Genomic DNA, 20,787 nt, shown 5'->3' with positions numbered 1-20,787 from the left:
TCGGAAAAATCCGTCCCGGCACAATCCGGGGGGCCGGCGGCGCTGAATTATGCGCACGCGCCTGAAACTGCCCTTCTGCTCGGGGAAAACCACCATCCCCCGGTCCGGGCCCGGCTGCGCGCTTCCTTTATAATCAGCGTAATTCTAAAGGATTCGAGGTGCAGTCATGCTCGATCGTGAAGGCTTTCGCCCGAACGTCGGCATCATCCTCCTCAACGCAAGAAACGAGGTTTTCTGGGGCAAGCGAATCGGCGAACACTCATGGCAGTTTCCGCAAGGCGGCATCAAGTACGGCGAAACGCCGGAACAGGCCATGTACCGCGAACTGCATGAGGAAATCGGCCTGCTTCCGGAGCACGTCAGGATCGTCGGTCGCACGCGCGACTGGCTGCGTTACGAGGTGCCGGACAAGTTCATCCGCCGCGAGATCCGCGGCCATTACAAGGGCCAGAAACAAATCTGGTTCCTGCTGCGCATGGCCGGCAGGGACTGCGACATCCACCTGCGCGCCACCGAGCACCCTGAATTCGATGCCTGGCGCTGGAGCCATTACTGGGTCCCGCTCGAGGCCGTGATCGAATTCAAGCGCGATGTCTACCAGATGGCGCTGACGGAATTGTCACGCTTCCTGAACCGGCATCCGCGCGTGCCGCTCAGTCCGTATGGTACGCATGGCGCCCATGGTGGCCACGGCGTGCACGGGCGCCACGGCGGGCCGCGCGGACAGGCGCTAAGCCGCGCCCAGGCCGCGCAGCAGGCCGACGCCGATGGCAATGCCGAAGCCGCCGGCACGGCCGAGTACGTTTCGCCGGCGACGCCGGTATCCACTTCACGGAGCACTGATGACTAGTTTGACCGGCGGGGGCCGCCGCAGCGGCCTGAGCGCGGCCGGATTGCTGCTTGCCGCGGCCAGCCTGGCCCTGGCCGGCTGCAAGACCACCGGCAAGGAGATGGCGGCGGAAGAAAGCACCTGGAACAACCCGTTCGCGCCCAAGACCTTCGAGGAAGCCAAGGCCATGCTGCCGGCATTGCCGCAGGACGCCAACCTGATCCCGTTCTCGGTGGCGGGCACCGGCACGCTGTCGTTCGCGGTGGACAGCAAGTCGATCTCGGTGGGCAAGGACAACGTGGTTCGCTACACCGCCGTCACTACCAGCCAGAGCGGCGCGCGCAACGTGACCTTCGAAGGCCTGCGCTGCGACGCGTTCGAGCGCAAGCTGTACGCGACGCTGCCCAAGGGCGCCACCGAGTGGGTGCCCAACAGCAGCGACTACGGCGAGACCTGGCACCGCATGGAAACCGGGGCGCGCAACGCCTACGCCGCCACGCTGGCGGTGGATTTCTTCTGCGAGGGCCGCACCGTGGCCGGCACGCCCGCGGACATGGTGCGCGAGCTGCAATCGCGTGCACCGCGCCAGCGCTGAGCGCGCGGATCCGGCATAAAAAAAACGGCGGAACTGCCTGGCAGTTCCGCCGTTTTTGCTGCCGTCGCTCAGACCAGCACCAGGTTGTCGCGATGGATCAGTTCCGGCTCGTTCAGGTGGCCGAGCACGGTTTCGATCTCGGACGAAGGCTTGCGCGCGATCAGCCGCGCTTCGGCGCTGGAATAGTTGGTGATGCCGCGCGCCACCTCCTTGCCTAGCGCATCGACGCAGGCGATCACCTCGCCGCGGGCGAATTCGCCCTGCACTTCGACCACGCCGATCGGCAGCAGCGACTTGCCGCCGCTGGTGAGCTTTTCGACCGCGCCGTTGTCGATCACGACGCGGCCACGCAGCTGCAAGTGGTCGGCCATCCACTGCTTGCGGGCCGTCAGACGGCCGGTCGGCGCCAGCAGCTGGGTGCCGATGGCCTCGCCGGCGGCCAGGCGCTCCAGCACGTTGGCCTCGCGCCCGGAGGCGATGGTGGTATGGGCACCCGACTTGGCCGCGCGCTTGGCCGCCAGGATCTTGGTCAGCATGCCGCCGCGGCCGATCGACGTGCCGGCGCCACCAGCCATGGCCTCCAGCTCGGGCGTGCCGGCCAGGGCTTCGTCGACGAACTGCGCAGCCGGGTCCTTGCGCGGATCGGCGGTGTACAGGCCACGCTGGTCGGTCAGGATCACCAGCGCGTCGCCTTCGATCAGGTTGGTGACCAGCGCACCGAGCGTGTCGTTGTCGCCGAACTTGATCTCGTCGGTGACCACGGTGTCGTTCTCGTTGATGATCGGCACCACACCCAGCGACAGCAGCGTCAGCAGCGTGGAGCGGGCGTTCAGGTAGCGCTCGCGGTCGGCCAGGTCGGCGTGGGTCAGCAGCACCTGCGCGGTACGGATGCCATAGCGGCCGAACTGGCTCTCGTAGACCTGCGCCAGCCCCATCTGGCCGACCGCGGCGGCGGCCTGCAGTTCATGGATTTCCTTGGGGCGTCGCACCCAGCCGAGCCGCTGCATGCCTTCGGCGATGGCGCCGGAGCTGACCAGCACCACTTCCTTGCCGGCCACGCGCAGCTTGGCGATCTGGGCCGCCCAGCGGGCGATGGCGTCGTGGTCCAGCCCCTTGCCGTCGTTGGTAACCAGGCTTGAGCCCACTTTGACGACGATGCGCTTTGCCTGCGCGATGACAGATTGCATGGTGGAAATCCTGTCTGCGATTGTGTTCCCCTCTCCCCTCAGGGGAGAGGGCAGGGTGAGGGGTGGTTTGACAAGGCGCCACGCCCGATCGGGCCCCCGCCCCTCACCCCTGCCCCTCTCCCGCAAGCGGGAGAGGGGAGCCAACCAGAGGCACGCGTCAGGCGCGCCGCTTACGCCCCGCCCTGGTCCTGGTCGACGTTATGCAGCCGATCGTCCAGGCGGATGTCCGGCTCCGCCAGCGCCGCGGCCTCCTCGGCCTTGATCGCCTGCAGGTGGTCCTTGATCGCGTAGATCAGCTCGCGGCAGCCTTCGCCGGTCAGCGCCGAGATCTGGAACACCGGGCCCTTCCACTTGTAGCGCTTGAGGAAGTCCTTCACGCGGGCCGCGCGCTCGTCCTCGGGCACCACGTCGAGCTTGTTCAGCACCAGCCAGCGCGGCTTCTCGTACAGCGTTTCGTCGTATTTCTTCAGCTCGTTGACGATGGCCTTGGCCTCGGCGACCGGGTCGACCGCTTCGTCGAACGGTGCCAGGTCGACAATATGCAGCAGCAGCCCGGTGCGCTGCAGGTGGCGCAGGAACTGGTGGCCCAGGCCCGCGCCCTCGGCCGCGCCTTCGATCAGGCCCGGAATGTCGGCGACCACGAACGATTGCTCGTGGTCCACGCGCACCACGCCCAGGTTCGGGTGCAGCGTGGTGAACGGATAGTCCGCCACCTTCGGGCGCGCGTTGGAAATATGCGAGATAAAGGTCGACTTGCCGGCATTGGGCATGCCCAGCAGGCCGACGTCGGCCAGCACCTTCAGCTCGAGCTTGAGCATGCGGCGCTCGCCCGGCTTGCCGTCGACCTGCTGGCGCGGCGCGCGGTTGGTACTGGACTTGAAGTGCAGGTTGCCCCAGCCGCCCATGCCGCCTTCGGCCAGGCACACGCGTTGGCCATGCTCGGTCAGGTCGGCAATGACTTCGCCGGTGTCCATGTCGGTGATCAGCGTGCCTACCGGCATGCGCAGCGTGATATCTTCACCGGCCGCGCCGTAGCAATCCGAGCCGCGGCCATTTTCGCCGTTCCTCGCCACATGCTTCTTGGCGTAGCGGAAGTCGATCAGCGTATTGATATTGCGGTCCGCCTGTGCGAACACACTGCCGCCCCGGCCGCCGTCGCCACCATCCGGGCCGCCGAAGGGCACAAACTTCTCGCGCCGGAACGAGGCGCTGCCATTGCCGCCGTTGCCGGCAATGGCTTCGATTCGGGCTTCGTCGATGAACTTCATGATGGGTTTTCCGTGATGGATCGGCAGATCGGGGACCGGCGTAGTTTACTTCGCCAGAAAAGAAAAAGCCCCGCAAGCGTTGCGGGGCCTTTCATCCTGCAAAGGCTGTTATCAGGCCGCCGGGACGACGCTGACTTGCTGCTTCTTGGCAGGGCCCTTGACGGCGAACTGCACGTGGCCGTCAATCAGGGCGAACAGCGTGTGGTCCTTGCCCACGCCGACGTTGTCGCCGGCATGCACGCGGGTACCGCGCTGGCGCACGATGATGCCACCGGCATTGATGGCCTGGCCACCAAAAACCTTAACACCCAGACGCTTCGATTCGGAATCACGGCCGTTCCGCGTGGAACCGCCGCCTTTTTTCTGTGCCATGTCTTACTCCTGTCGCTTTACCGGATTACGCTCGATTGATCAGGCAACGATCGCTTCGATGCGCAGTTCGGTGTAATTCTGACGATGGCCCTGACGCTTCTGGTAGTGCTTGCGACGGCGCATCTTGAAGATCTTCACCTTGTCGTGACGACCCTGGGAGATAACGGTAGCCTTGACGGAAGCCCCGCTCACCAGCGGCGTACCAAACTTGATTTGGTCGCCGGCGCCCACTGCGAGCACCTGGTCGAGCGTGATTTCTGCGCCAATGTCTGCCGGTATCTGTTCTACTTTCAGTTTTTCGCCAGCAGCAACCTTGTATTGCTTGCCGCCGGTTTTTACGACCGCGTACATTGTCGAACCTCTCGGATGTGAATAAAACGCCGAAACCGCGCGATGCGGCCCCGGTTATCCCCCACCGGCAAGGACCCGCAAGGCGAGCGACTACCGGAGGAAACCGGGAATTGTAAACGAGATCTGGGAAAACCGCAAAGAAAACAGGCACATAGCCTGTGAGCGGCGCGGCCGGCACACTTGGTAGCGGCCTCGCTCAGGTCAGATCGGCGAGAAGAAATCCCGCCAGTGCGGCAAACGCCACCCACCAGGCAGTGCGGCGCAATGGGCGGCGAGGTACGGGCTTGTCCATGCCCAGATTATAGTAGCGCCGCTCACCGACGCCGCTGCACACATACCCGGAGCCGCCGCCGGCAAGAACGCGGCGCATGCATGCGTAGAACGCCGCGTGCATCGCATATAATCGACCGGTTTTGCGTAACGGTGATCTCATCTTGCCCCAGCCTTCCGCCACTGCCTTGCTTGCCCCGGTCGCTGCAGACATGCGCGCGGTCGATGCTGTTATCCGCCAGCGGCTGTCTTCCGAAGTCCCGCTGATCGAACAGATTGGCGAATACATCATCGGTGCCGGCGGCAAGCGCCTGCGCCCGGTGATCCTGCTGCTGACGGCGCGCGCGCTGGGCTACGACGGCAACCGCCACCATGAGCTGGCCGCCGTCGTGGAATTCATCCATACCGCCACCCTGCTGCACGACGATGTCGTCGACGAGTCCGAGCTGCGGCGCGGCCGCGACACCGCCAACGCCGTCTTCGGCAATGCCGCCAGCGTGCTGGTGGGCGACTTCCTCTATTCGCGCGCGTTCCAGATGATGGTCGATGCCGGCAGCATGCGCATCATGGAGATCCTGTCCAACGCGACCAACGTGATCGCCGAGGGCGAGGTCCTGCAGTTGCTGAACATGCACGACCCCGACGTCACCGTCGAGCGCTACCTGCAGGTCATCCGCTACAAGACCGCCAAGCTGTTCGAGGCCGCCGCGCAACTGGGCGCCGTGCTCGCCGGTGCGGATGCCCGGATGGAAGAAGCCGCGGCCGAATACGGCCGCCGCATCGGCACCGCCTTCCAGCTGATCGACGACATGCTGGACTACACCGCCAGCGCCGAGCAGATGGGCAAGAACGCCGGCGACGACCTGCGCGAAGGCAAACCCACCCTACCGCTGCTGCACCTGCTGGAGCACGGCACCGCTGAGCAGCGCCAGCTGGCGCGCGACGCCATCGTGCAGGGCGGCACCGAGCATTTCGACGCGGTCTTTGCCGCCATCCACGCCAGCGGCGCGCTCGAGGTCACCTTCGAAGCCGCACGGCGCGAGGCCGAAGCCGCCGAGCAGGCGGCCCGGCAGTTCCCGCCGTCGGAGCTGAAGGAAACCCTGATCCAGCTCTGCGCGTTCTCGCTGCAGCGGCAGTCCTGAACCGGGACGCGCGGCGTTTGCCTCCGCCCTCTTCCATTCCAAAAAAAACACTGCTAAACTTACGTTCTTTGCTGCTGACGCTAAAACGTCTGCCGGCAGACCAAATCGGGGTGTAGCTTAGCCTGGTAGAGCGCTACGTTCGGGACGTAGAGGCCGGAGGTTCGAATCCTCTCACCCCGACCAGATTTAAAAAGGCCGAACTCAGTGAGTTCGGCCTTTTGCCATTCTGGCTCCGCGGAATTCCGCGCCCCATGCGCCGCGACGCTTGCGGACGGTCCGAAGCCCCAAACCCTGTCATTTATCAGCGCCATTTCTCCCCGCGCAAGTAGGGTTGCGCCCGTGTCGCGCAAACGCCAATACCCGGCCGTCATCGCCTTTACAAAAAGTGACCCCAGCGTCAAACTGCCCCGAGCCGGGGACGTGGGTACGTCCGCCCTTGCCTGCATGCCTTACCGCCTAACTGCATCGCGCACCTGCCATGACACTCGGACTTGCCCTGGCCCAGAGCCGGCGTATCGCGCCCGCACTGCTTGCTCAGCTGGAGCAGGCCGCGCGTGAAAAGCAATCGCAGCTGATCGATGAAATCGTCGCCAGCGGCACCATGAGCGCGCACGACCTGGCGCTGTTCGCTGCGGACAAGTACCAGCTGCCGCTGCTGGACCTGGCCCAGTACAACCTCGCCAAGGTGCCGCCGGCACTGGCCGGCAACCGTGAGTTCCATGCCCACCGGCTGCTGCCGCTGGGCCGGCGCGAGAACCGCCTGGTGCTAGCGATCTCCGATCCGTCCAACCAGGCCGGCCTGGACGCGATCCGCGACAAGTACAAGCTGCCGGTCGAAGCGGTGGTGGTCGAGCACGACAAGCTGATGAAGCATGTGCGTGCCGCCGGCGAGGCGCTGGGCACGCTCAAGAACATCTCGCCGGTGCAGGCCGCGCGCAAGATGATCGAATACGATCCGGTGGCCGCCGCCGGCAACCAGCGCAACCGCACCACGGCCGACAACATCGACGACGCCCCGGTGGTGCGCTTCCTGCAGAAGCTGCTGACCGAAGCCTTCCACCGCGGCGCGTCGGACCTGCACTTCGAGCCGTTCGAAACCTTCTACCGCGTCCGCTTCCGCGTCGATGGCGTGCTGCAGGAGGTCGCGCGCCCGCCGCTGGACATCCGCGACAAGATCGCAACGCGCATCAAGGTGCTGTCGCGGTTGGACATTTCTGAAAAGCGCGTGCCGCAGGACGGCCGCATGAAGCTGCTGATTGCGCTGCCCAAGGACAAGGATGCCAAGGAAACCGTCGAGAAGGCGGTGGACTTCCGCGTGTCGACGCTGCCGACGCTGTTCGGCGAGAAGATCGTGATGCGAATCCTGGAATCGTCGTCCGACAAGCTCGATATCGACCAGCTCGGCTATGAGCCGGAGCAGAAAGCGCTGCTGCTGGACGTGATCAAGCGCCCCTACGGCATGGTGCTGGTGACCGGCCCCACCGGCAGCGGCAAGACCGTGTCGCTGTACACCTTCCTGAACCTGCTGAACCAGGGCGACATCAATATCTCCACGGCCGAGGACCCGGCCGAAATCCAGCTGCCGGGCATCAACCAGGTCAATGTCAACGACAAGGCCGGGCTGACCTTTGCGGCCGCGCTGCGATCGTTCCTGCGCCAGGATCCGGACATCATCATGGTCGGCGAAATCCGGGACCTGGAAACCGCCGACATTTCGATCAAGGCCGCGCAGACCGGCCACCTGGTGTTGTCGACGCTGCACACCAATGACGCCCCGACCACGCTGACCCGCCTGATGAACATGGGCGTGGCAGCTTTCAACATTGCCTCGAGCGTGCTGATGATCACCGCGCAGCGGCTGGCGCGGCGGCTGTGCACCTGCAAGCGCGCGGGCGAGATCCCGCGCGAGGCCCTGCTGGAAGCGGGCTTTCGCGAGCACGACCTGGACGGCAGCTGGCAGCCCTACCACCCGGTCGGCTGCGAGCGCTGCAACGGCACCGGCTACAAGGGCCGCTGCGGCATCTATCAGGTGATGCCGATCACCGAGGCCATGCAGGAGATCATCCTGGCGCACGGCACCGCGTTGCAGATTGCCGAGCAGGCGCGCAAAGACGGCGTGCTATCGTTGCGCGAAGCTGGGCTGCTGAAGGTGAAGCAGGGCGTCACGTCACTCGAAGAAGTGCTGGCGACCACTAATACGTAGGGAAGCACCACACAACGTAAAGACAAGACGCAGAACAAGCGTCATTTGCATCGGGGGTCAATACCATGGCGACGCGCGCACCAGCAGGAGGCGCCCGGACAGGGGCACCGTCACGGGCCAAATCAGGGAAGGGACGCAAAGCCCCGACCCAGTACATCTTCGAGTGGGAAGGCAAGGACCGCAAAGGCAAGACCTTTACCGGCGAACTGCGCGCCGAGAACCCGGCCGAAGTCACCGCCACGCTGCGCAAGCAGGGCCTGACCATCGTCAGGCTGAAGAAGCGCAAGGCCGCGCGCGGGCGCAAGATCACCGAGAAGGACATCGCCTACTTCACCCGCCAGCTGTCGACCATGCTCAAGGCCGGCATCCCGCTGCTGCAGTCGATCGACATCATCGCGCGCGGGCACGTGAATCCCAACTTTACCCAGCTGCTGTCCGACATCCGCTTCGACATCGAGGCTGGCAGCAGCATGGCCGCGGCGTTCCGGCGCCACCCGAAGTACTTCGACACGCTGTACTGCAACCTGATCGACGCCGGCGAACAGGGTGGCATCCTGGATTCGCTGCTGGAGCGCCTGTCGCTCTACATGGAGAAGACCATCGCGCTGAAGAGCCAGATCAAGTCGGCGATGATCTATCCGATCGCGGTGCTGACCGTGGCCTTTGCCGTCACGGTGATCCTGATGCTGTTCGTGATCCCGGCGTTCAAGGGGGTGTTCTCCAGCTTCGGCGCCAACCTGCCGGCGCCGACGCTGCTGGTGATCGCGATCTCGGATTTCTTCGTCCAGTACTGGTACCTGGTGATCGGCGCGCCGGTGGCCGCCATCAGCTTCTACCTGCGCGCGCTAAAGAAATCCGAGAAGGTGCAGCGCGCCACCGACCGCACGCTGCTGAAGCTGCCGATCTTCGGCAACCTGTTCCGCAAGGCCGTGATCGCTCGCTGGACCCGCACCCTGGCGACGATGTTCGCGGCCGGCACGCCGCTGGTGGAGTCGATGGAGTCGGTCGCCGGCGCGGCCGGCAACTGGGTCTACTACGATGCCACCCGCGAGATCGAGCAATCGGTGCGCATCGGCACCAGCCTGACCAACGCGATGCAGGCGACCCATGTGTTTGACAACATGGTGCTGCAGATGACGCAGATCGGCGAAGAATCCGGCGCGCTGGACAACATGCTGCTGAAGGTGGCGGAGTTCTATGAACGTGAGGTGGACGATGCCGTCGCCGCCATCTCCAGCCTGATCGAGCCGCTGATCATCGTGGTGCTGGGCGTGCTGATCGGCGGCATGGTGGTGGCGATGTACCTGCCGATCTTCAAGCTGGGACAGGTGGTGTAAGCCATGCAGCCAGTGTGGTCCGCATCCCCCTATCCGACCGGCACCGCGCCGCTGCTGCACGCGCTGGCGGCGCTGCCGCCCGCCTTCCTGGTGGCGGCAGCGGCGCTGCTCGGGCTGGTGGTCGGCAGTTTCCTCAACGTGGTGATCCACCGCGTGCCGCGCATGATGGAGCGCGACGAGGCCAACTATATTGCCGAGCTGCGCGGTGATCCGCTGCCCTACCCCGGCCGCTACAACCTGATGGTGCCACGCTCGGCCTGCCCGAATTGCGGCCATGCCATCGCCCCGTGGGAAAACGTGCCGGTGCTGAGCTATCTGTTGCTGCGTGGTCGCTGCTCGGCATGCAAGGCGCCGATCAGCGTGCGCTATCCGCTGGTGGAGCTGGCCTGCGGCGGGCTGAGCGCGCTGGTGGCTTGGCGCTTCGGCCCGGGCGCGCAGGCGCTGGCCGCGCTGGTGCTGGTATGGGGACTGCTGGCGTTGACCATGATCGATGCCGATACGCAATTGCTGCCGGACCAGATCACGCTGCCGGTGCTATGGCTTGGCCTGCTGCTCAACCTGGCCGGCCTGTTCGTGGCGCTGCCCGACGCGGTGATCGGCGCCGCCGCCGGCTACCTGGTGCTGTGGCTCGCCTACTGGCTGTTCCGGCTGCTGCGCGGCAAGGAAGGCATGGGATTCGGCGACTTCAAGCTGATGGCGGCGCTGGGTGCCTGGTTCGGCTGGCAGGCGCTGCCGGCGCTGGTGCTGCTGTCGTCGGTGGCCGGCGTGCTGTTCGGGCTGGCCAATATCGCGCTACGCCGCCAGGAGCGCGATACGCCGTTCCCCTTCGGGCCCTTCATTGCGCTGGCGGGCGTGGTGGTGCTGCTGTTCGGCCCCGGCGTGCTGCCATGGTTTGCCTGGTAACGGCCTGCCGCAGTACCCGGCGGCTTCGGCCATGATGGAATAGCGGTTGAAGCCGCCGAAGCTGGTATCGTTGCGGCAACCAACGCCTGACTGAACCCCACATGCTGGAAATCGGACTGACCGGCGGCATCGGCAGCGGCAAGACCCGCGTGGCCGACATGTTCGCCGCGCGCGGCGCCGCGCTCATCGATACCGACCTGCTCGCGCATGAAATCACCGCCCCCGGCGGGCGTGCCATCCCGGCGCTGGTCGAGGCCTTCGGCCCTGGCTGCCTGCGCCCGGACGGCGCCATGGACCGCGATGCGATGCGCGCGCTGGTGTTTGCCGATCCAGCCGCCAAGGCGCGGCTGGAAGCCATCACGCACCCGCTGATCCGCGCGCTGACCACCGAACGCGCGCAGTCGATCCGCGCCGGGGGCGCGCATCCCTACCTGATCTACGTGGTGCCGCTGCTGGTGGAATCGGGCTCGTGGCGCGAGCGCGTGGGCCGCGTGCTGGTGGTCGACTGCAGCGAAGCCACGCAGGTGGCCCGCGTGATGTCGCGCAACGGCTTCAGCCGCGAACAGGTACTGGCGATCATGGCCAGGCAGGCGACACGCAGCGCGCGCCTGGCATGTGCCGATGACGTCATCGACAACGACGGACCGGTCGACGCACTGGTGGCGCAGGTCGACCGGCTCGACCGTTACTACCGTGAACTGTCCGCCGCGGGCACGGTCCATCCATAACGCGCCGGCCCGGCGTGCTGGCGCACGGCATCATGCGCGCGACATTGTCCTCGGACCTTGTCTCGCATAGAATGCGCTGGAACATGCCGGGAAATCGCCGCATACTGCTGGTATCCATTCCCTATAAATCGCCCTGCCGGCATTTCCCGGGCCTCATTCTGCACCGGGCCGCCCCTGAAGCGCCCGACGCCCTGCACGGACACCGCACTTGATTCTGTACGAATACCCTTTCAACGAACGCATCAGGACACTCCTGCGCCTGGAGGACCTGTTCGATCGGCTGGAATACTTCCTCGGCCAGGATCATGCCCAGCAGCACCATGTCGCGCTGACCACGCTGTTCGAGATCATCGACGTCGCCGGACGCGCCGACCTCAAGACCGACCTGATCAAGGAGCTGGAGCGCCAGCGCCAGGCTCTGGCGCCGCTGCGCGCCAATCCGCAGATCGACCAGGACGCGCTCGACGCGGTCATCGGCGAGATCGAGCAGGGCATTGCCCTGCTCAACCAGACCGTGGGCAAGGCCGGCCAGCTGCTGACCGACAACGAGTGGCTGACCAGCATCCGCAGCCGCGCGATCATCCCCGGTGGCACCTGCGAGTTCGACCTGCCCGCCTACTATGCGTGGCAGCACCGCCCCGCCGAAGACCGTCGCGCCGACATCCTGAAATGGGCGCGTCCGCTGGTATCGCTGCGCATGGGCACCACCATCGTGCTGCGCCTGCTGCGCGAAGCGGGCCAGAGCGGCAAGGTGATCGCCACCGGCGGCAGCTACCAGCAGATGCTTTCGGGCCGCAGCTACCAGCTGATGCAGGTCTACCTGGACGATTCGCTGCTGGCCTTCATCCCCGAGATGAGTGCCAACAAGTACATGCTGTGGGTGCGCTTCACGCAGCAGGATGGCGACCTGCGTCCGCGCGCGGTCGATGCCGATATCCCGTTCCTGCTGAAACTCTGCAATTTCTGAAGCCTGCTGAACGCCATGCCTGCTGTCGTCAAATGCCCCACCTGCGGCACCGAGGTGGCCTGGGTGCCCGACAACAAATTCCGCCCGTTCTGTTCCGAGCGCTGCAAGCAGATCGATCTCGGCGCCTGGGCGTCGGAGAAATACGTGATCGGCGGCAAGCCGGGCGAGACCTCCGCCGACCAGCGTGAAGACGAGGACGACTGAAGGCGCGACGCAGGCGCCCTCGCCCTCAGTGCGCCGCCGCCAGCACGCGGCGGTAGAAGCCCACGCACACCAGCACGAACACCGCCAGGCCCAGCCACTGCGCGGTCGCTTCAAACCCGCCCCCGACCAGCGCCAGCGGCGCATCGCTGCCTGACAGGCCGATCACCGCGGCCAGCATCACGCCGATCAGGCTTTCGCCCACGATCAGGCCGGAGGCCAGCAGCGTGCCGCGCCGCTCGGCGTGCTCCAGCGCCAGCTTCACATCGTCGCCACGCGCGGTGGCACGCCGGCGCTCGGCGCGCAGCAGCAGCCACGACAGTACCGCGCCCACCACCAGCGCCGAGCTGATGGTCGGCGGCAGGTAGATGCCGATGCCCACCGCCAGCACCGGCAGCCGCGCCGGACCGCCACGGCGGCGCAGGACCTCGTCGATCGCGATCAGCACCACGCCCAGCCCGATGCCGATCAGGATCATGGTCCAGTTGAGCTGGTGGGTGAAGATGCCGGTAGCGATCGCGGTCATCAGCGTCGCCTGCGGCGCGGCCAGCGCCTGGTTGGGATCCATGCCCGCGCGCGGCAGCGCGCCGGCGAAGCCATAGGCACTGTAGAGCAACTCCAGCACCGGCGGGATCACCGCGGCGCCGACCACGCAGCCGATCAGCAGCGCCACCTGCTGGCGCCAAGGCGTGGCGCCGACCAGCCAGCCGGTCTTCAGGTCCTGCAGATTGTCATTGGCGATGGAAGCCACCGCCACCACCGCCGAGGTGGTGAAGATCGCCAGCGCGATCGCGAACTTGCCGCCTTCGGACGTGTCCAGCAGCCCGTCGGCCTTGCCCGCCAGCAGGATCAGCAGCGACACCAGGATCACCGCGATGATGCCGATGCCGGAAATCGGGCTGGCCGACGATCCCACCAGCCCGGCCATGTAGCCGCACGCCGCCGCCACCAGGAAGCCGAAGATGAACGCGAACACCACCGCGTAGACCACCAGCCGCCAGCGCGCCGCGCCCTCGAGCGGCGCCGGCGCGAGGAACCAGGCGAACACGGTCACCAGTACCGCCAGCAGCGCCAGCATCACCAGCCCGATCCACTTCGCCGGCATGTCCTGCTGGGTGCGCGGCATCTTGTCTTGCCCCGCCGGGCCGCCCTGCAGCGCGCCGAACGAGGCGCGGATGCCTTCCAGCATCGGCCTGGCCAGTGACACCAGCGTCCAGATCGCGGCGATGCCGATGGTGCCGGCGCCGATGAACCGTGCCTGCTGGCTCCATACCAGGGTGCCAAATGCCGACAGTGTGGCGCCGTCCGGACGCGGCGTGACGGCGGTCAGCCACGGCACCGCGATGCCCCAGGTCAGCACCAGCCCCAGCAGCATGGCCAGCCCGCCGACGATGCCGACCAGGTAGCCCGCGCCCACCAGCGCCAGCGAGAAGCCCATCGACAGCCGCACCACCGAGGCCCCCGCCGACAGCCACAAATTGGCGCCCTCGGCCAGCACCCGCAGCCCGCCGGCGGCGAAGCTGAACAGCCCCGCCACCAGGCCCCCGGCCATCAGGTCGGCGAGGCCGGTCGCCTGCGGCTTCTGGCCCGGCGTGGCCTGCGCCGGCGCGGCGCTGCCCACGCGCAGGATTTCCGCCGCGGTCACGCCCTCGGGGTATGGCAGCTCGCTCTTCACCACCATGGCATGGCGCAGCGGGATGCTGAACACCACGCCCAGCATGCCGCCGGCCGCGCAGATCGCCAGCGTCTGCCAGAAGGGAAAGCCTTGCCAGTGGCCCAGCATCACCAGGCCGGGCAGGATGAAGATGATCGACGACAGGGTGCCGGCGGCCGAGGCCTGCGTCTGCACCATGTTGTTTTCGAGGATGTTGGCACCGGGAAAGAGCCGCAGCACGGCCATCGAGATCACGGCCGCCGGGATTGCCGACGAGAAGGTCAGGCCGACCTTCAGGCCCAGGTAAATGTTGGAAGCGGTGAACACGACCGTGATCAGCGCACCGAGGACAATGCCGCGCAGGGTCAGTTCAGGCAGGGACACGTCGTCGGCGATACGTTCGACACGTAGCATGCAGGTTCCTTTCCTGTGGATCCGGGCCGGCCGGCCCGGGCGGCGCGCAAGCGGGCGCCGCGGCCGCTTGTCGGTGACGCCGACGGCAAGGTCAGCCGGGGCGCGCTTCCTCGGTCAGCCACACCACCACGGGAATGGTCGCCGGCAGCAGCGGCCCCACCGTCACCGGCGTGCCCTGCCACGAGAATGCCTGGCCTTCGCGGCCGACGGGTTCGCCCTGCCAGGCCGTCACCTTGCAGAAATGCAGCCGCACATAGGCGTGCGGGTAGTCATGTTCCAGGATGTGCCAGCGCTCGCTTTGCGTGACATCAAGACCCAGTTCTTCATGCAGCTCGCGCGCCAGCGCCGCCTCAACCGATTCGCCCGGCTCGAGCTTGCCGCCGGGGAATTCCCAGTAGCCCTCGTAGGGCTTGCCGGCCGGGCGCTGTGCCAGCAGGAAGCGGCCGTCGGGCTGCACCAGCACGCCGACCGCCACCTCGGTCACCTTGCGCGGCGGGTTGCCGCCCGTGGTTGCAGGGTTCTGCGTCGCCACGCTCATGCCTTGGCCTCGCCGGGAACTTCCGGGAGATACGGCTTGCCATGCTTGCCGCCCCAGTCGCGCGCGAACTGCCAGGCCACGCGGCCCGAGCGCGAGCCGCGCTCCAGCGCCCACACCAGCGCGTCGCCGCGCGCGGCGGCGATGTCTTCGTCGGTGCAGCCGAAGTGGCGGAGCCAGTGGCCGACGATGGCCAGGTACTCGTCCTGCTTGGGCGGATAGAACGACAGCCACAGCCCGAAGCGCTCGGACAGCGAGATCTTTTCTTCCACCACTTCGCCGGGGTGGATCTCGCCGTCGTCGGTGTGGCGGTAGGTCTCGTTGTCCTTCATGTACTCCGGCAGCAGGTGCCGGCGGTTGGACGTGGCGTAGATCAGCACGTTGTCCGACTGCGCCGCCACCGAGCCGTCCAGCGCTGACTTAAGCGATTTGTAGCCCGACTCGCCCTCCTCGAACGACAGGTCGTCGCAGAAGATCACGAAGCGCTCGGGCCGCTGCGAGACCAGTTCGACGATATCGCCGAGGTCGCCCAGGTCGTCCTTGTCGACCTCGACCAGGCGCAGCCCGTCCTTGACGAAGGCATTGAGACAGGCCTTGATCAGCGACGACTTGCCGGTGCCGCGCGCGCCGGTCAGCAGCACGTTGTTGGCGGGCAGGCGGTTCACGAACTGGCGCGTATTGCCGACGATGGCGTCCTTCTGGCGCTCGATGTTCTTCAGGTCGTCCAGGTGGATCGGCGGCAGCTGGCGTACCGGCTGCAGATAGCCGATATTGCCGAACAGGCTCTGGCGCTTGCGCCAGCGGAACGCTACCGCCTCCTGCCAGTCGGCGTCGCCCAGTTGCGGCGGCAGCCATTGTTCAAGTCGGGCGAGGAAATTGTCGAGGCGGGCGGCGAGATCGGACATGGCAGCGTGGCGGTGGCGACTGGCAGGGAAAATCGATGTCCTTCCCGCGAGCGCGGGAAGGACGGGCAGGCTCAGGAACGGTAGTCGGCGTTGATCGACACGTAGTCGTGCGACAGGTCGCAGGTCCAGACCGTCGCTTCGGCTTGGCCGCGGCCAAGCGCGATGCGCACGGTGATCTCGGCCTGCTTCATCACCCGCTGGCCGTCTTCCTCGCGGTAGTCGGGGTTGCGGCCGCCGTCGCGGGCGACCCAGACATCGTCCAGCCACAGGTTGACGCGGTCGACGTCCAGATCATCCACGCCGGCGTAGCCGACCGCGGCCAGGATGCGGCCCAGGTTGGGGTCCGAGGCATAGAACGCGGTCTTGACCAGCGGCGAGTGCGCCACCGCGTAGGCGATCTGGCGGCATTCCGCCACATCCTTGCCGCCTTCGACGCGGATGGTCATCAGCTTGGTCGCGCCTTCGCCGTCGCGCACGATCATCTGCGCCAGCTCCTGCGCCAGCGCGGTCACCGCATCGCGCAGCGCCTCGAACGCCGGGCCTTCGGCGCGGTCGACCACGGCGCCGGACTTGCCCGTCGCGATCAGCACGAACGAGTCATTGGTCGAGGTGTCGCCGTCGATGGTGATGCTGTTGAACGAGTGATCGGCGGCATGCGACACCAGCGCCTGCAGCACCGGCTGGGCCACGGCGGCATCCATGGCGATGAAGCCGAGCATGGTCGCCATGTTCGGGCGAATCATGCCGGCGCCCTTGCTGATGCCCGACAGCGTCACGGTCTTGCCGTCGATCTGCACCGTGCGCGACGCGGCCTTGGGCTGCGTATCGGTGGTCATGATGGCTTCGGCGGCGGCCAGCCAGTTGTCCGGCTTCGCGTTGGCGATGGCGGCGGGCAGGCCAGCCACCAGGCGGTCTACCGGCAGCGGTTCCAGGATTACGCCGGTCGAGAACGGCAGCACCTGTTCGGGGGCGATGCCCAGTTGCGCGGCCAGCGCGTCGCAGGCGGCGCGGGCATTGGCCAGCCCCGGCTCGCCGGTGCCGGCGTTGGCGTTGCCGGTATTGACCACCAGCGCGCGGATGCCCTTGCCAGCAGTCAGATGCTCACGGCAGACCTGCACCGGCGCGGCACAGAAGCGGTTGCTGGTAAAGACGCCGGCCACGGTGCTGCCTTCGGCCACGCGCACCACCAGCACGTCCTTACGGTTGGCCTTGCGGATGCCGGCTTCGGCCCAGCCCAGCTCCACGCCGGCGACGGGTTTCAGGTGCTCTGCCTGCGGCAGCGGAAGATTGACGGGCATGTGGAACTCCTCTGTTGGAAGCGCGCTTCTGTTGTTGCTTGTTTCAGACGAACATGCCCGCGAAGGCGGGCATGTTCGATTACCTCTTGCGTCGCTCCCGTGCTGCGGGGAGCAACGTCATACCGGATGCCCGGCCTCGCTCAGTTCAGCTGAGCTTGCCGTGGCACTGTTTGAACTTCTTGCCCGAGCCGCACGGGCACGGATCGTTGCGGCCGACCTTGGGCATGCCGGCCAGCGCCAGTTCGGCCGCGGCCATGGCGGTACCGGTGCGCGGCGACGGCGCTTCCTCCACCGGCTCGCGTCCTTCGGCGAACTCGTCGTGCTTGTACTGCACGTTCTCCAGGTGCGACAGGCCTTCCTCGATCTCCTCGGACGCCTGCTCCAGTTCTTCCGGCGACTGGATCTGCACGTTGAAGGTCACGCGCGTGACTTCGTTCTTGATCACGTCCAGCAGGCGCGCGAACAGCTCGAACGACTCGCGCTTGTATTCCTGCTTGGGGTCCTTCTGCGCGTAGCCGCGCAGGTGGATGCCCTGGCGCAGGTGGTCCAGCGCGGCCAGGTGCTCGCGCCAGTGGGTGTCGATGCTCTGCAGCATGACCGAGCGCTCGAAGCCGGCAAACGACTCGCGGCCGACCATTGCCACCTTGCTGTCGTAGCGCTCCGTCGCCGCCTTCATGATCAGGTTGAGCACCTCTTCGTCCTCGATGCTCTGCGCGCCCTCGATGGTCTGCGCCAGCGGCACTTCCAGGCCCCAGTCCTCGCGCAGGCGGGTTTCCAGGCCGGCGATGTTCCACTGCTCTTCCATGGTGTCGGCCGGCACGTGGTCGCGGAACAGCTCGACCAGCACGCTTTCGCGCAGGTTGGCCACCATCTCGCCGACGTCATTGGCTTCGAGCACGTCGTTGCGCAGCTTGTAGATTTCCTTGCGCTGGTCGTTGGCGACGTCGTCGTACTGCAGCAGCTGCTTGCGGATATCGAAGTTGCGGCCTTCCACCTTGCGCTGCGCCGATTCGATCGAGCGCGTGACGATGCCGGCCTCGATCGGCTCGCCCTCGGGCATCTTCAGGCGCTCCATGATGGCGCGCACGCGGTCGCCGGCGAAGATGCGCAGCAGCTGGTCGTCCAGCGACAGGTAGAAGCGCGACGAGCCCGGGTCGCCCTGGCGGCCGGCACGGCCGCGCAGCTGGTTGTCGATGCGGCGCGATTCATGGCGCTCGGTGCCGACGATATGCAGGCCGCCGGCGGCCTTGACCTGCTCGTGCAGCGACTGCCATTCGTCTTCGAGCTGCTTGATGCGCGCCGCCTTGTCGGCATCCGACAGGCTGGCGTCCGCCGCGATGAAGCCGGATTGCTTTTCCACATTGCCGCCCAGCACGATATCGGTGCCGCGGCCGGCCATGTTGGTGGCGATGGTGATCATCTTCGGGCGGCCGGCCTGGGCCACGATCTCGGCTTCGCGCGCGTGCTGCTTGGCGTTGAGCACCTGGTGCGGCAGCTTCTCGCGGTCGAGCAGGCCCGAGAGGTATTCCGAAGTCTCGATCGAGGTGGTGCCCACCAGCACCGGCTGGCCACGCTCATGGCAGTCGCGGATGTCGCGCACCACGGCGTCGTAGCGTTCCTTGCCGGTCTTGTAGATCTGGTCCTGCAGGTCCTTGCGCTGGGCCGGGCGGTTGGTGGGAATCACCACCACTTCCAGGCCGTAGATCTCCTGGAACTCATAGGCTTCCGTGTCGGCCGTGCCGGTCATGCCGGCCAGCTTCTCGTACATGCGGAAGTAGTTCTGGAAGGTGACGGTGGCCAGGGTCTGGTTTTCCTGCTGGACGCTGACGCCTTCCTTGGCCTCGACCGCCTGGTGCAGGCCGTCCGACCAGCGCCGTCCGGTCATCAGGCGGCCCGTGAATTCATCGACGATCACCACCTCGTCGTTCTGCACCACATAGTGCTGGTCGCGATGGAACAGGCTGTGCGCGCGCAGCGCCGCATACAGGTGGTGCATCAGGGTGATGTTCTGCGGCGCGTAGAGCGACTCGCCCTCGCCGATCAGCCCTTGCTGGACCAGTATTTCCTCGGCCTTTTCGTGGCCGGCCTCGGTCAGGTAGACCTGGTGGCCCTTTTCGTCCACGTAGTAATCGCCCGGCTTCTCGACGCCGGTGCCGTCGGCCTTTTCCTCGCCGATCTGGCGCTCGAGCAGCTTGGGGATGCCGTTCATGCGCTGGTAGAGGTCGGTCTGGTTCTCGGCCTGGCCGGAGATGATCAGCGGCGTGCGGGCCTCGTCGATCAGGATCGAGTCCACTTCGTCGACGATGGCGTAGTTCAGCGGCCGCTGCACGCGCTGCGACGGGTCGTAGACCATGTTGTCGCGCAGGTAGTCGAAGCCGAACTCGTTATTGGTGCCGTAGGTGATGTCGGCGTTGTAGGCGGCCTGCTTTTCATCGTGCGCCATCTGCGACAGGTTGACACCCACCGACAGGCCCAGGAAGTTGTACAGCTTGCCCATCCACTCGGCGTCGCGCTGGGCCAGGTAGTCGTTGACGGTGACCACGTGCACGCCCTTGCCAGTGATGGCATTCAGGTACACGGCCAGCGTCGCGGTCAGGGTCTTGCCTTCGCCGGTGCGCATTTCGGCGATCTTGTTGTCGTTCAGCACCATGCCGCCGATCAGCTGCACGTCGAAGTGGCGCATCTTCATGACGCGCTTGCTGGCCTCGCGGCAGACGGCAAAAGCCTCGGGCAGCAGCGCCTCGAGCGATTCGCCGCCGGCGTGGCGCTGCCGGAAGGCCTCGGTCATGCCGCGCAGCTCGTCGTCCGAGAGCTGCTCGAACTTCGGCTCCAGCGCATTGATCTGCGCCACCGTGCGGCGATATTGCTTGATCAGCCGCTCATTGCGGCTGCCGAAGACTTTCTTGAGAAGGCCCGTGATCATCGATTGCTTTCACCTGCGCGGAACCGGGCTGGCATCCCCAGGGAAGGCGGGCTGCTCCGGCGGCCGGGCGCGGTAATGGATAGATTGGCGCAAAACGCCGAGTTTATCATGTGCCGGCGTCACGGCCGGCAGGGGTGGACGCTTGCGCTGGACCCGCCGCCCCCTTGCTAGAATGGGTGCATGCGCCGCTTCACCCATCACGCCCTGCAGACGCCCGCGGCCAAGCCGCTCAATGACTGGTTGGCCAAGGCCGGCCCGGTCTCCGGACTGCTGCAGACCGCGCGCCAGCTGTCGGTACTGGAGGCCGAAGTGCTGTCGCTGTTGCCCGCCGGCATGCGCGCTGGCCTTGCGGTGGCCGGGGTCAAGCGCGATGCGGCCGACCCCAACGGCCAGGTGCTGCTGTTGCTGGCCGCCCACGGCGCGGCCGCGGCACGGGTGCGCCAGATCGTGCCCACCTTGCTCGGGCGCCTGCAGCAGCGCGGCTCCCCGGTCACCTCGATCCGGGTGCGGGTGCAGCCGGAGGTGCAGCGCCATTCGGATTGGGAAGTCGAGCCGGTGGCACGGCCCCGCACCGGCGGCCGCATGACCGCCACAGGACTCGCCAACCTGGATCAGTTGGCGCGCAGCCTGCCCGATTCGCCGCTGCGCGATGCGCTCAATACGCTGCTGTCCCACCACCGCTGACATGACGGCCGGTGCCAAAAC

The 20,787-nt window shown here is 66.5% G+C and carries 20 protein-coding genes and 1 tRNA gene; 11 read left to right on the top strand and 10 right to left on the bottom strand.

Annotation, left to right across the window (positions count from 1 at the left end; translation table 11 throughout):
• The first annotated feature begins 166 nt into the window (after window positions 1-166).
• Window positions 167-850 (top strand): RNA pyrophosphohydrolase, encoded by a 684-nt coding sequence (locus E5S69_RS27805; protein WP_171517674.1) that lies wholly within the window; start codon window positions 167-169, stop codon window positions 848-850.
• Window positions 843-1,424, top strand: a complete 582-nt coding sequence (locus E5S69_RS27800) for a CNP1-like family protein (protein WP_171517673.1) — start codon at window positions 843-845, stop codon at window positions 1,422-1,424. The genes E5S69_RS27805 and E5S69_RS27800 overlap by 8 nt, the downstream gene beginning before the upstream one ends.
• Before the next feature lie 68 nt (window positions 1,425-1,492).
• Here E5S69_RS27800 and proB read toward each other — a convergent pair whose 3' ends face one another.
• The 5 genes from proB to E5S69_RS27775 all read right to left on the bottom strand — a co-directional run bounded on the left by proB (window position 1,493) and on the right by E5S69_RS27775 (window position 5,086).
• Window positions 1,493-2,611, bottom strand: a complete 1,119-nt coding sequence (proB, locus tag E5S69_RS27795; RefSeq protein WP_171517672.1) for a glutamate 5-kinase — start codon at window positions 2,609-2,611, stop codon at window positions 1,493-1,495.
• 170 nt (window positions 2,612-2,781) lie between these two features.
• A complete protein-coding gene (gene obgE / locus E5S69_RS27790) occupies window positions 2,782-3,879 on the bottom strand; it encodes a GTPase ObgE (RefSeq protein WP_171517671.1) in 1,098 nt (365 codons plus the stop codon).
• A 111-nt stretch (window positions 3,880-3,990) separates the two neighbouring features.
• Window positions 3,991-4,251, bottom strand: a complete 261-nt coding sequence (rpmA, locus tag E5S69_RS27785) for a 50S ribosomal protein L27 (RefSeq protein ID WP_012353931.1) — start codon at window positions 4,249-4,251, stop codon at window positions 3,991-3,993.
• A gap of 39 nt (window positions 4,252-4,290) precedes the next feature.
• A complete protein-coding gene (gene rplU / locus E5S69_RS27780) occupies window positions 4,291-4,602 on the bottom strand; it encodes a 50S ribosomal protein L21 (RefSeq protein ID WP_006576525.1) in 312 nt (103 codons plus the stop codon).
• Window positions 4,603-4,798: 196 nt separating this feature from the next.
• Window positions 4,799-5,086 carry a hypothetical protein gene (locus E5S69_RS27775; RefSeq protein ID WP_171517628.1) on the bottom strand — a complete coding sequence of 96 codons (288 nt, stop codon included), beginning with the start codon at window positions 5,084-5,086 and terminating at the stop codon, window positions 4,799-4,801.
• On the opposite strand from E5S69_RS27775, the gene ispB reads away from it, so the two are divergent.
• The 8 genes from ispB (at window position 5,085) to E5S69_RS27735 (ending at window position 12,356) form a co-directional block, all read left to right on the top strand.
• Window positions 5,085-6,014: an octaprenyl diphosphate synthase gene (ispB, locus tag E5S69_RS27770; RefSeq protein ID WP_171517670.1), complete on the top strand. Its 930-nt coding sequence runs from the start codon at window positions 5,085-5,087 to the stop codon at window positions 6,012-6,014. The genes E5S69_RS27775 and ispB overlap by 2 nt on opposite strands.
• Before the next feature lie 106 nt (window positions 6,015-6,120).
• Window positions 6,121-6,197 (top strand) — tRNA-Pro (locus E5S69_RS27765).
• A 295-nt stretch (window positions 6,198-6,492) separates the two neighbouring features.
• The gene (gene pilB / locus E5S69_RS27760) at window positions 6,493-8,217 is read left to right on the top strand and encodes a type IV-A pilus assembly ATPase PilB (protein ID WP_171517669.1); all 1,725 of its coding nucleotides are present in this window, start codon (window positions 6,493-6,495) and stop codon (window positions 8,215-8,217) included.
• Window positions 8,218-8,282: 65 nt separating this feature from the next.
• On the top strand, window positions 8,283-9,554 hold the full coding sequence (locus E5S69_RS27755; RefSeq protein WP_171517668.1) for a type II secretion system F family protein: 1,272 nt from the start codon (window positions 8,283-8,285) through the stop codon (window positions 9,552-9,554).
• Between the two features lie 3 nt (window positions 9,555-9,557).
• Window positions 9,558-10,457 (top strand): prepilin peptidase, encoded by a 900-nt coding sequence (locus tag E5S69_RS27750; RefSeq protein WP_171517667.1) that lies wholly within the window; start codon window positions 9,558-9,560, stop codon window positions 10,455-10,457.
• 101 nt (window positions 10,458-10,558) lie between these two features.
• The gene (coaE, locus tag E5S69_RS27745; RefSeq protein WP_171517666.1) at window positions 10,559-11,185 is read left to right on the top strand and encodes a dephospho-CoA kinase; all 627 of its coding nucleotides are present in this window, start codon (window positions 10,559-10,561) and stop codon (window positions 11,183-11,185) included.
• Between the two features lie 208 nt (window positions 11,186-11,393).
• Window positions 11,394-12,152, top strand: a complete 759-nt coding sequence (gene zapD / locus E5S69_RS27740) for a cell division protein ZapD (protein ID WP_171517665.1) — start codon at window positions 11,394-11,396, stop codon at window positions 12,150-12,152.
• A 15-nt stretch (window positions 12,153-12,167) separates the two neighbouring features.
• Window positions 12,168-12,356, top strand: a complete 189-nt coding sequence (locus tag E5S69_RS27735; protein ID WP_171517664.1) for a DNA gyrase inhibitor YacG — start codon at window positions 12,168-12,170, stop codon at window positions 12,354-12,356.
• Window positions 12,357-12,381: 25 nt separating this feature from the next.
• On the opposite strand, the gene E5S69_RS27730 is transcribed toward E5S69_RS27735, so the two are convergent.
• The 5 genes from E5S69_RS27730 to secA all read right to left on the bottom strand — a co-directional run bounded on the left by E5S69_RS27730 (window position 12,382) and on the right by secA (window position 20,082).
• Entirely contained in the window at window positions 12,382-14,421 is a 2,040-nt protein-coding gene (locus E5S69_RS27730) for an OPT family oligopeptide transporter (RefSeq protein ID WP_171517663.1), read from the bottom strand.
• Window positions 14,422-14,512: 91 nt separating this feature from the next.
• A complete protein-coding gene (locus E5S69_RS27725; RefSeq protein WP_171517662.1) occupies window positions 14,513-14,959 on the bottom strand; it encodes an NUDIX domain-containing protein in 447 nt (148 codons plus the stop codon).
• The gene (locus tag E5S69_RS27720; RefSeq protein ID WP_171517661.1) at window positions 14,956-15,861 is read right to left on the bottom strand and encodes an ATP-binding protein; all 906 of its coding nucleotides are present in this window, start codon (window positions 15,859-15,861) and stop codon (window positions 14,956-14,958) included. The genes E5S69_RS27725 and E5S69_RS27720 overlap by 4 nt, the downstream gene beginning before the upstream one ends.
• Window positions 15,862-15,932: 71 nt before the next feature.
• Window positions 15,933-17,159 carry a bifunctional glutamate N-acetyltransferase/amino-acid acetyltransferase ArgJ gene (gene argJ, locus E5S69_RS27715; protein ID WP_171517660.1) on the bottom strand — a complete coding sequence of 409 codons (1,227 nt, stop codon included), beginning with the start codon at window positions 17,157-17,159 and terminating at the stop codon, window positions 15,933-15,935.
• 145 nt (window positions 17,160-17,304) lie between these two features.
• Window positions 17,305-20,082 (bottom strand): preprotein translocase subunit SecA, encoded by a 2,778-nt coding sequence (secA, locus tag E5S69_RS27710; protein WP_171517659.1) that lies wholly within the window; start codon window positions 20,080-20,082, stop codon window positions 17,305-17,307.
• Between the two features lie 180 nt (window positions 20,083-20,262).
• Here secA and E5S69_RS27705 point away from each other — a divergent pair, with 180 nt between their 5' ends.
• Entirely contained in the window at window positions 20,263-20,766 is a 504-nt protein-coding gene (locus E5S69_RS27705; RefSeq protein WP_171517658.1) for a DciA family protein, read from the top strand.
• The last annotated feature ends 21 nt before the right edge of the window (window positions 20,767-20,787 follow it).

It is taken from the genome of Cupriavidus necator, assembly GCF_013141915.1.
Lineage (GTDB): Bacteria > Pseudomonadota > Gammaproteobacteria > Burkholderiales > Burkholderiaceae > Cupriavidus > Cupriavidus necator_B.
The sequence above is the reverse complement of the archived record's forward strand: the minus strand, read 5'-3'. Positions and strand labels throughout refer to the sequence as shown.

Excerpts from the sequence above, each read along its gene's own strand:
- E5S69_RS27805 (WP_171517674.1), top strand. The coding sequence starts at position 167 with ATGCTCGATCGTGAAGGCTTTCGCCCGAACGTCGGCATCATCCTCCTC.
- E5S69_RS27800 (WP_171517673.1), top strand. The coding sequence starts at position 843 with ATGACTAGTTTGACCGGCGGGGGCCGCCGCAGCGGCCTGAGCGCGGCC.
- proB (WP_171517672.1), bottom strand. The coding sequence starts at position 2,611 with ATGCAATCTGTCATCGCGCAGGCAAAGCGCATCGTCGTCAAAGTGGGC.
- obgE (WP_171517671.1), bottom strand. The coding sequence starts at position 3,879 with ATGAAGTTCATCGACGAAGCCCGAATCGAAGCCATTGCCGGCAACGGC.
- rpmA (WP_012353931.1), bottom strand. The coding sequence starts at position 4,251 with ATGGCACAGAAAAAAGGCGGCGGTTCCACGCGGAACGGCCGTGATTCC.
- rplU (WP_006576525.1), bottom strand. The coding sequence starts at position 4,602 with ATGTACGCGGTCGTAAAAACCGGCGGCAAGCAATACAAGGTTGCTGCT.
- ispB (WP_171517670.1), top strand. The coding sequence starts at position 5,085 with ATGCGCGCGGTCGATGCTGTTATCCGCCAGCGGCTGTCTTCCGAAGTC.
- E5S69_RS27775 (WP_171517628.1), bottom strand. The coding sequence starts at position 5,086 with ATGTCTGCAGCGACCGGGGCAAGCAAGGCAGTGGCGGAAGGCTGGGGC.
- pilB (WP_171517669.1), top strand. The coding sequence starts at position 6,493 with ATGACACTCGGACTTGCCCTGGCCCAGAGCCGGCGTATCGCGCCCGCA.
- E5S69_RS27755 (WP_171517668.1), top strand. The coding sequence starts at position 8,283 with ATGGCGACGCGCGCACCAGCAGGAGGCGCCCGGACAGGGGCACCGTCA.
- E5S69_RS27750 (WP_171517667.1), top strand. The coding sequence starts at position 9,558 with ATGCAGCCAGTGTGGTCCGCATCCCCCTATCCGACCGGCACCGCGCCG.
- coaE (WP_171517666.1), top strand. The coding sequence starts at position 10,559 with ATGCTGGAAATCGGACTGACCGGCGGCATCGGCAGCGGCAAGACCCGC.
- E5S69_RS27735 (WP_171517664.1), top strand. The coding sequence starts at position 12,168 with ATGCCTGCTGTCGTCAAATGCCCCACCTGCGGCACCGAGGTGGCCTGG.
- E5S69_RS27730 (WP_171517663.1), bottom strand. The coding sequence starts at position 14,421 with ATGCTACGTGTCGAACGTATCGCCGACGACGTGTCCCTGCCTGAACTG.
- E5S69_RS27725 (WP_171517662.1), bottom strand. The coding sequence starts at position 14,959 with ATGAGCGTGGCGACGCAGAACCCTGCAACCACGGGCGGCAACCCGCCG.
- E5S69_RS27720 (WP_171517661.1), bottom strand. The coding sequence starts at position 15,861 with ATGTCCGATCTCGCCGCCCGCCTCGACAATTTCCTCGCCCGACTTGAA.
- argJ (WP_171517660.1), bottom strand. The coding sequence starts at position 17,159 with ATGCCCGTCAATCTTCCGCTGCCGCAGGCAGAGCACCTGAAACCCGTC.
- secA (WP_171517659.1), bottom strand. The coding sequence starts at position 20,082 with ATGATCACGGGCCTTCTCAAGAAAGTCTTCGGCAGCCGCAATGAGCGG.
- E5S69_RS27705 (WP_171517658.1), top strand. The coding sequence starts at position 20,263 with ATGCGCCGCTTCACCCATCACGCCCTGCAGACGCCCGCGGCCAAGCCG.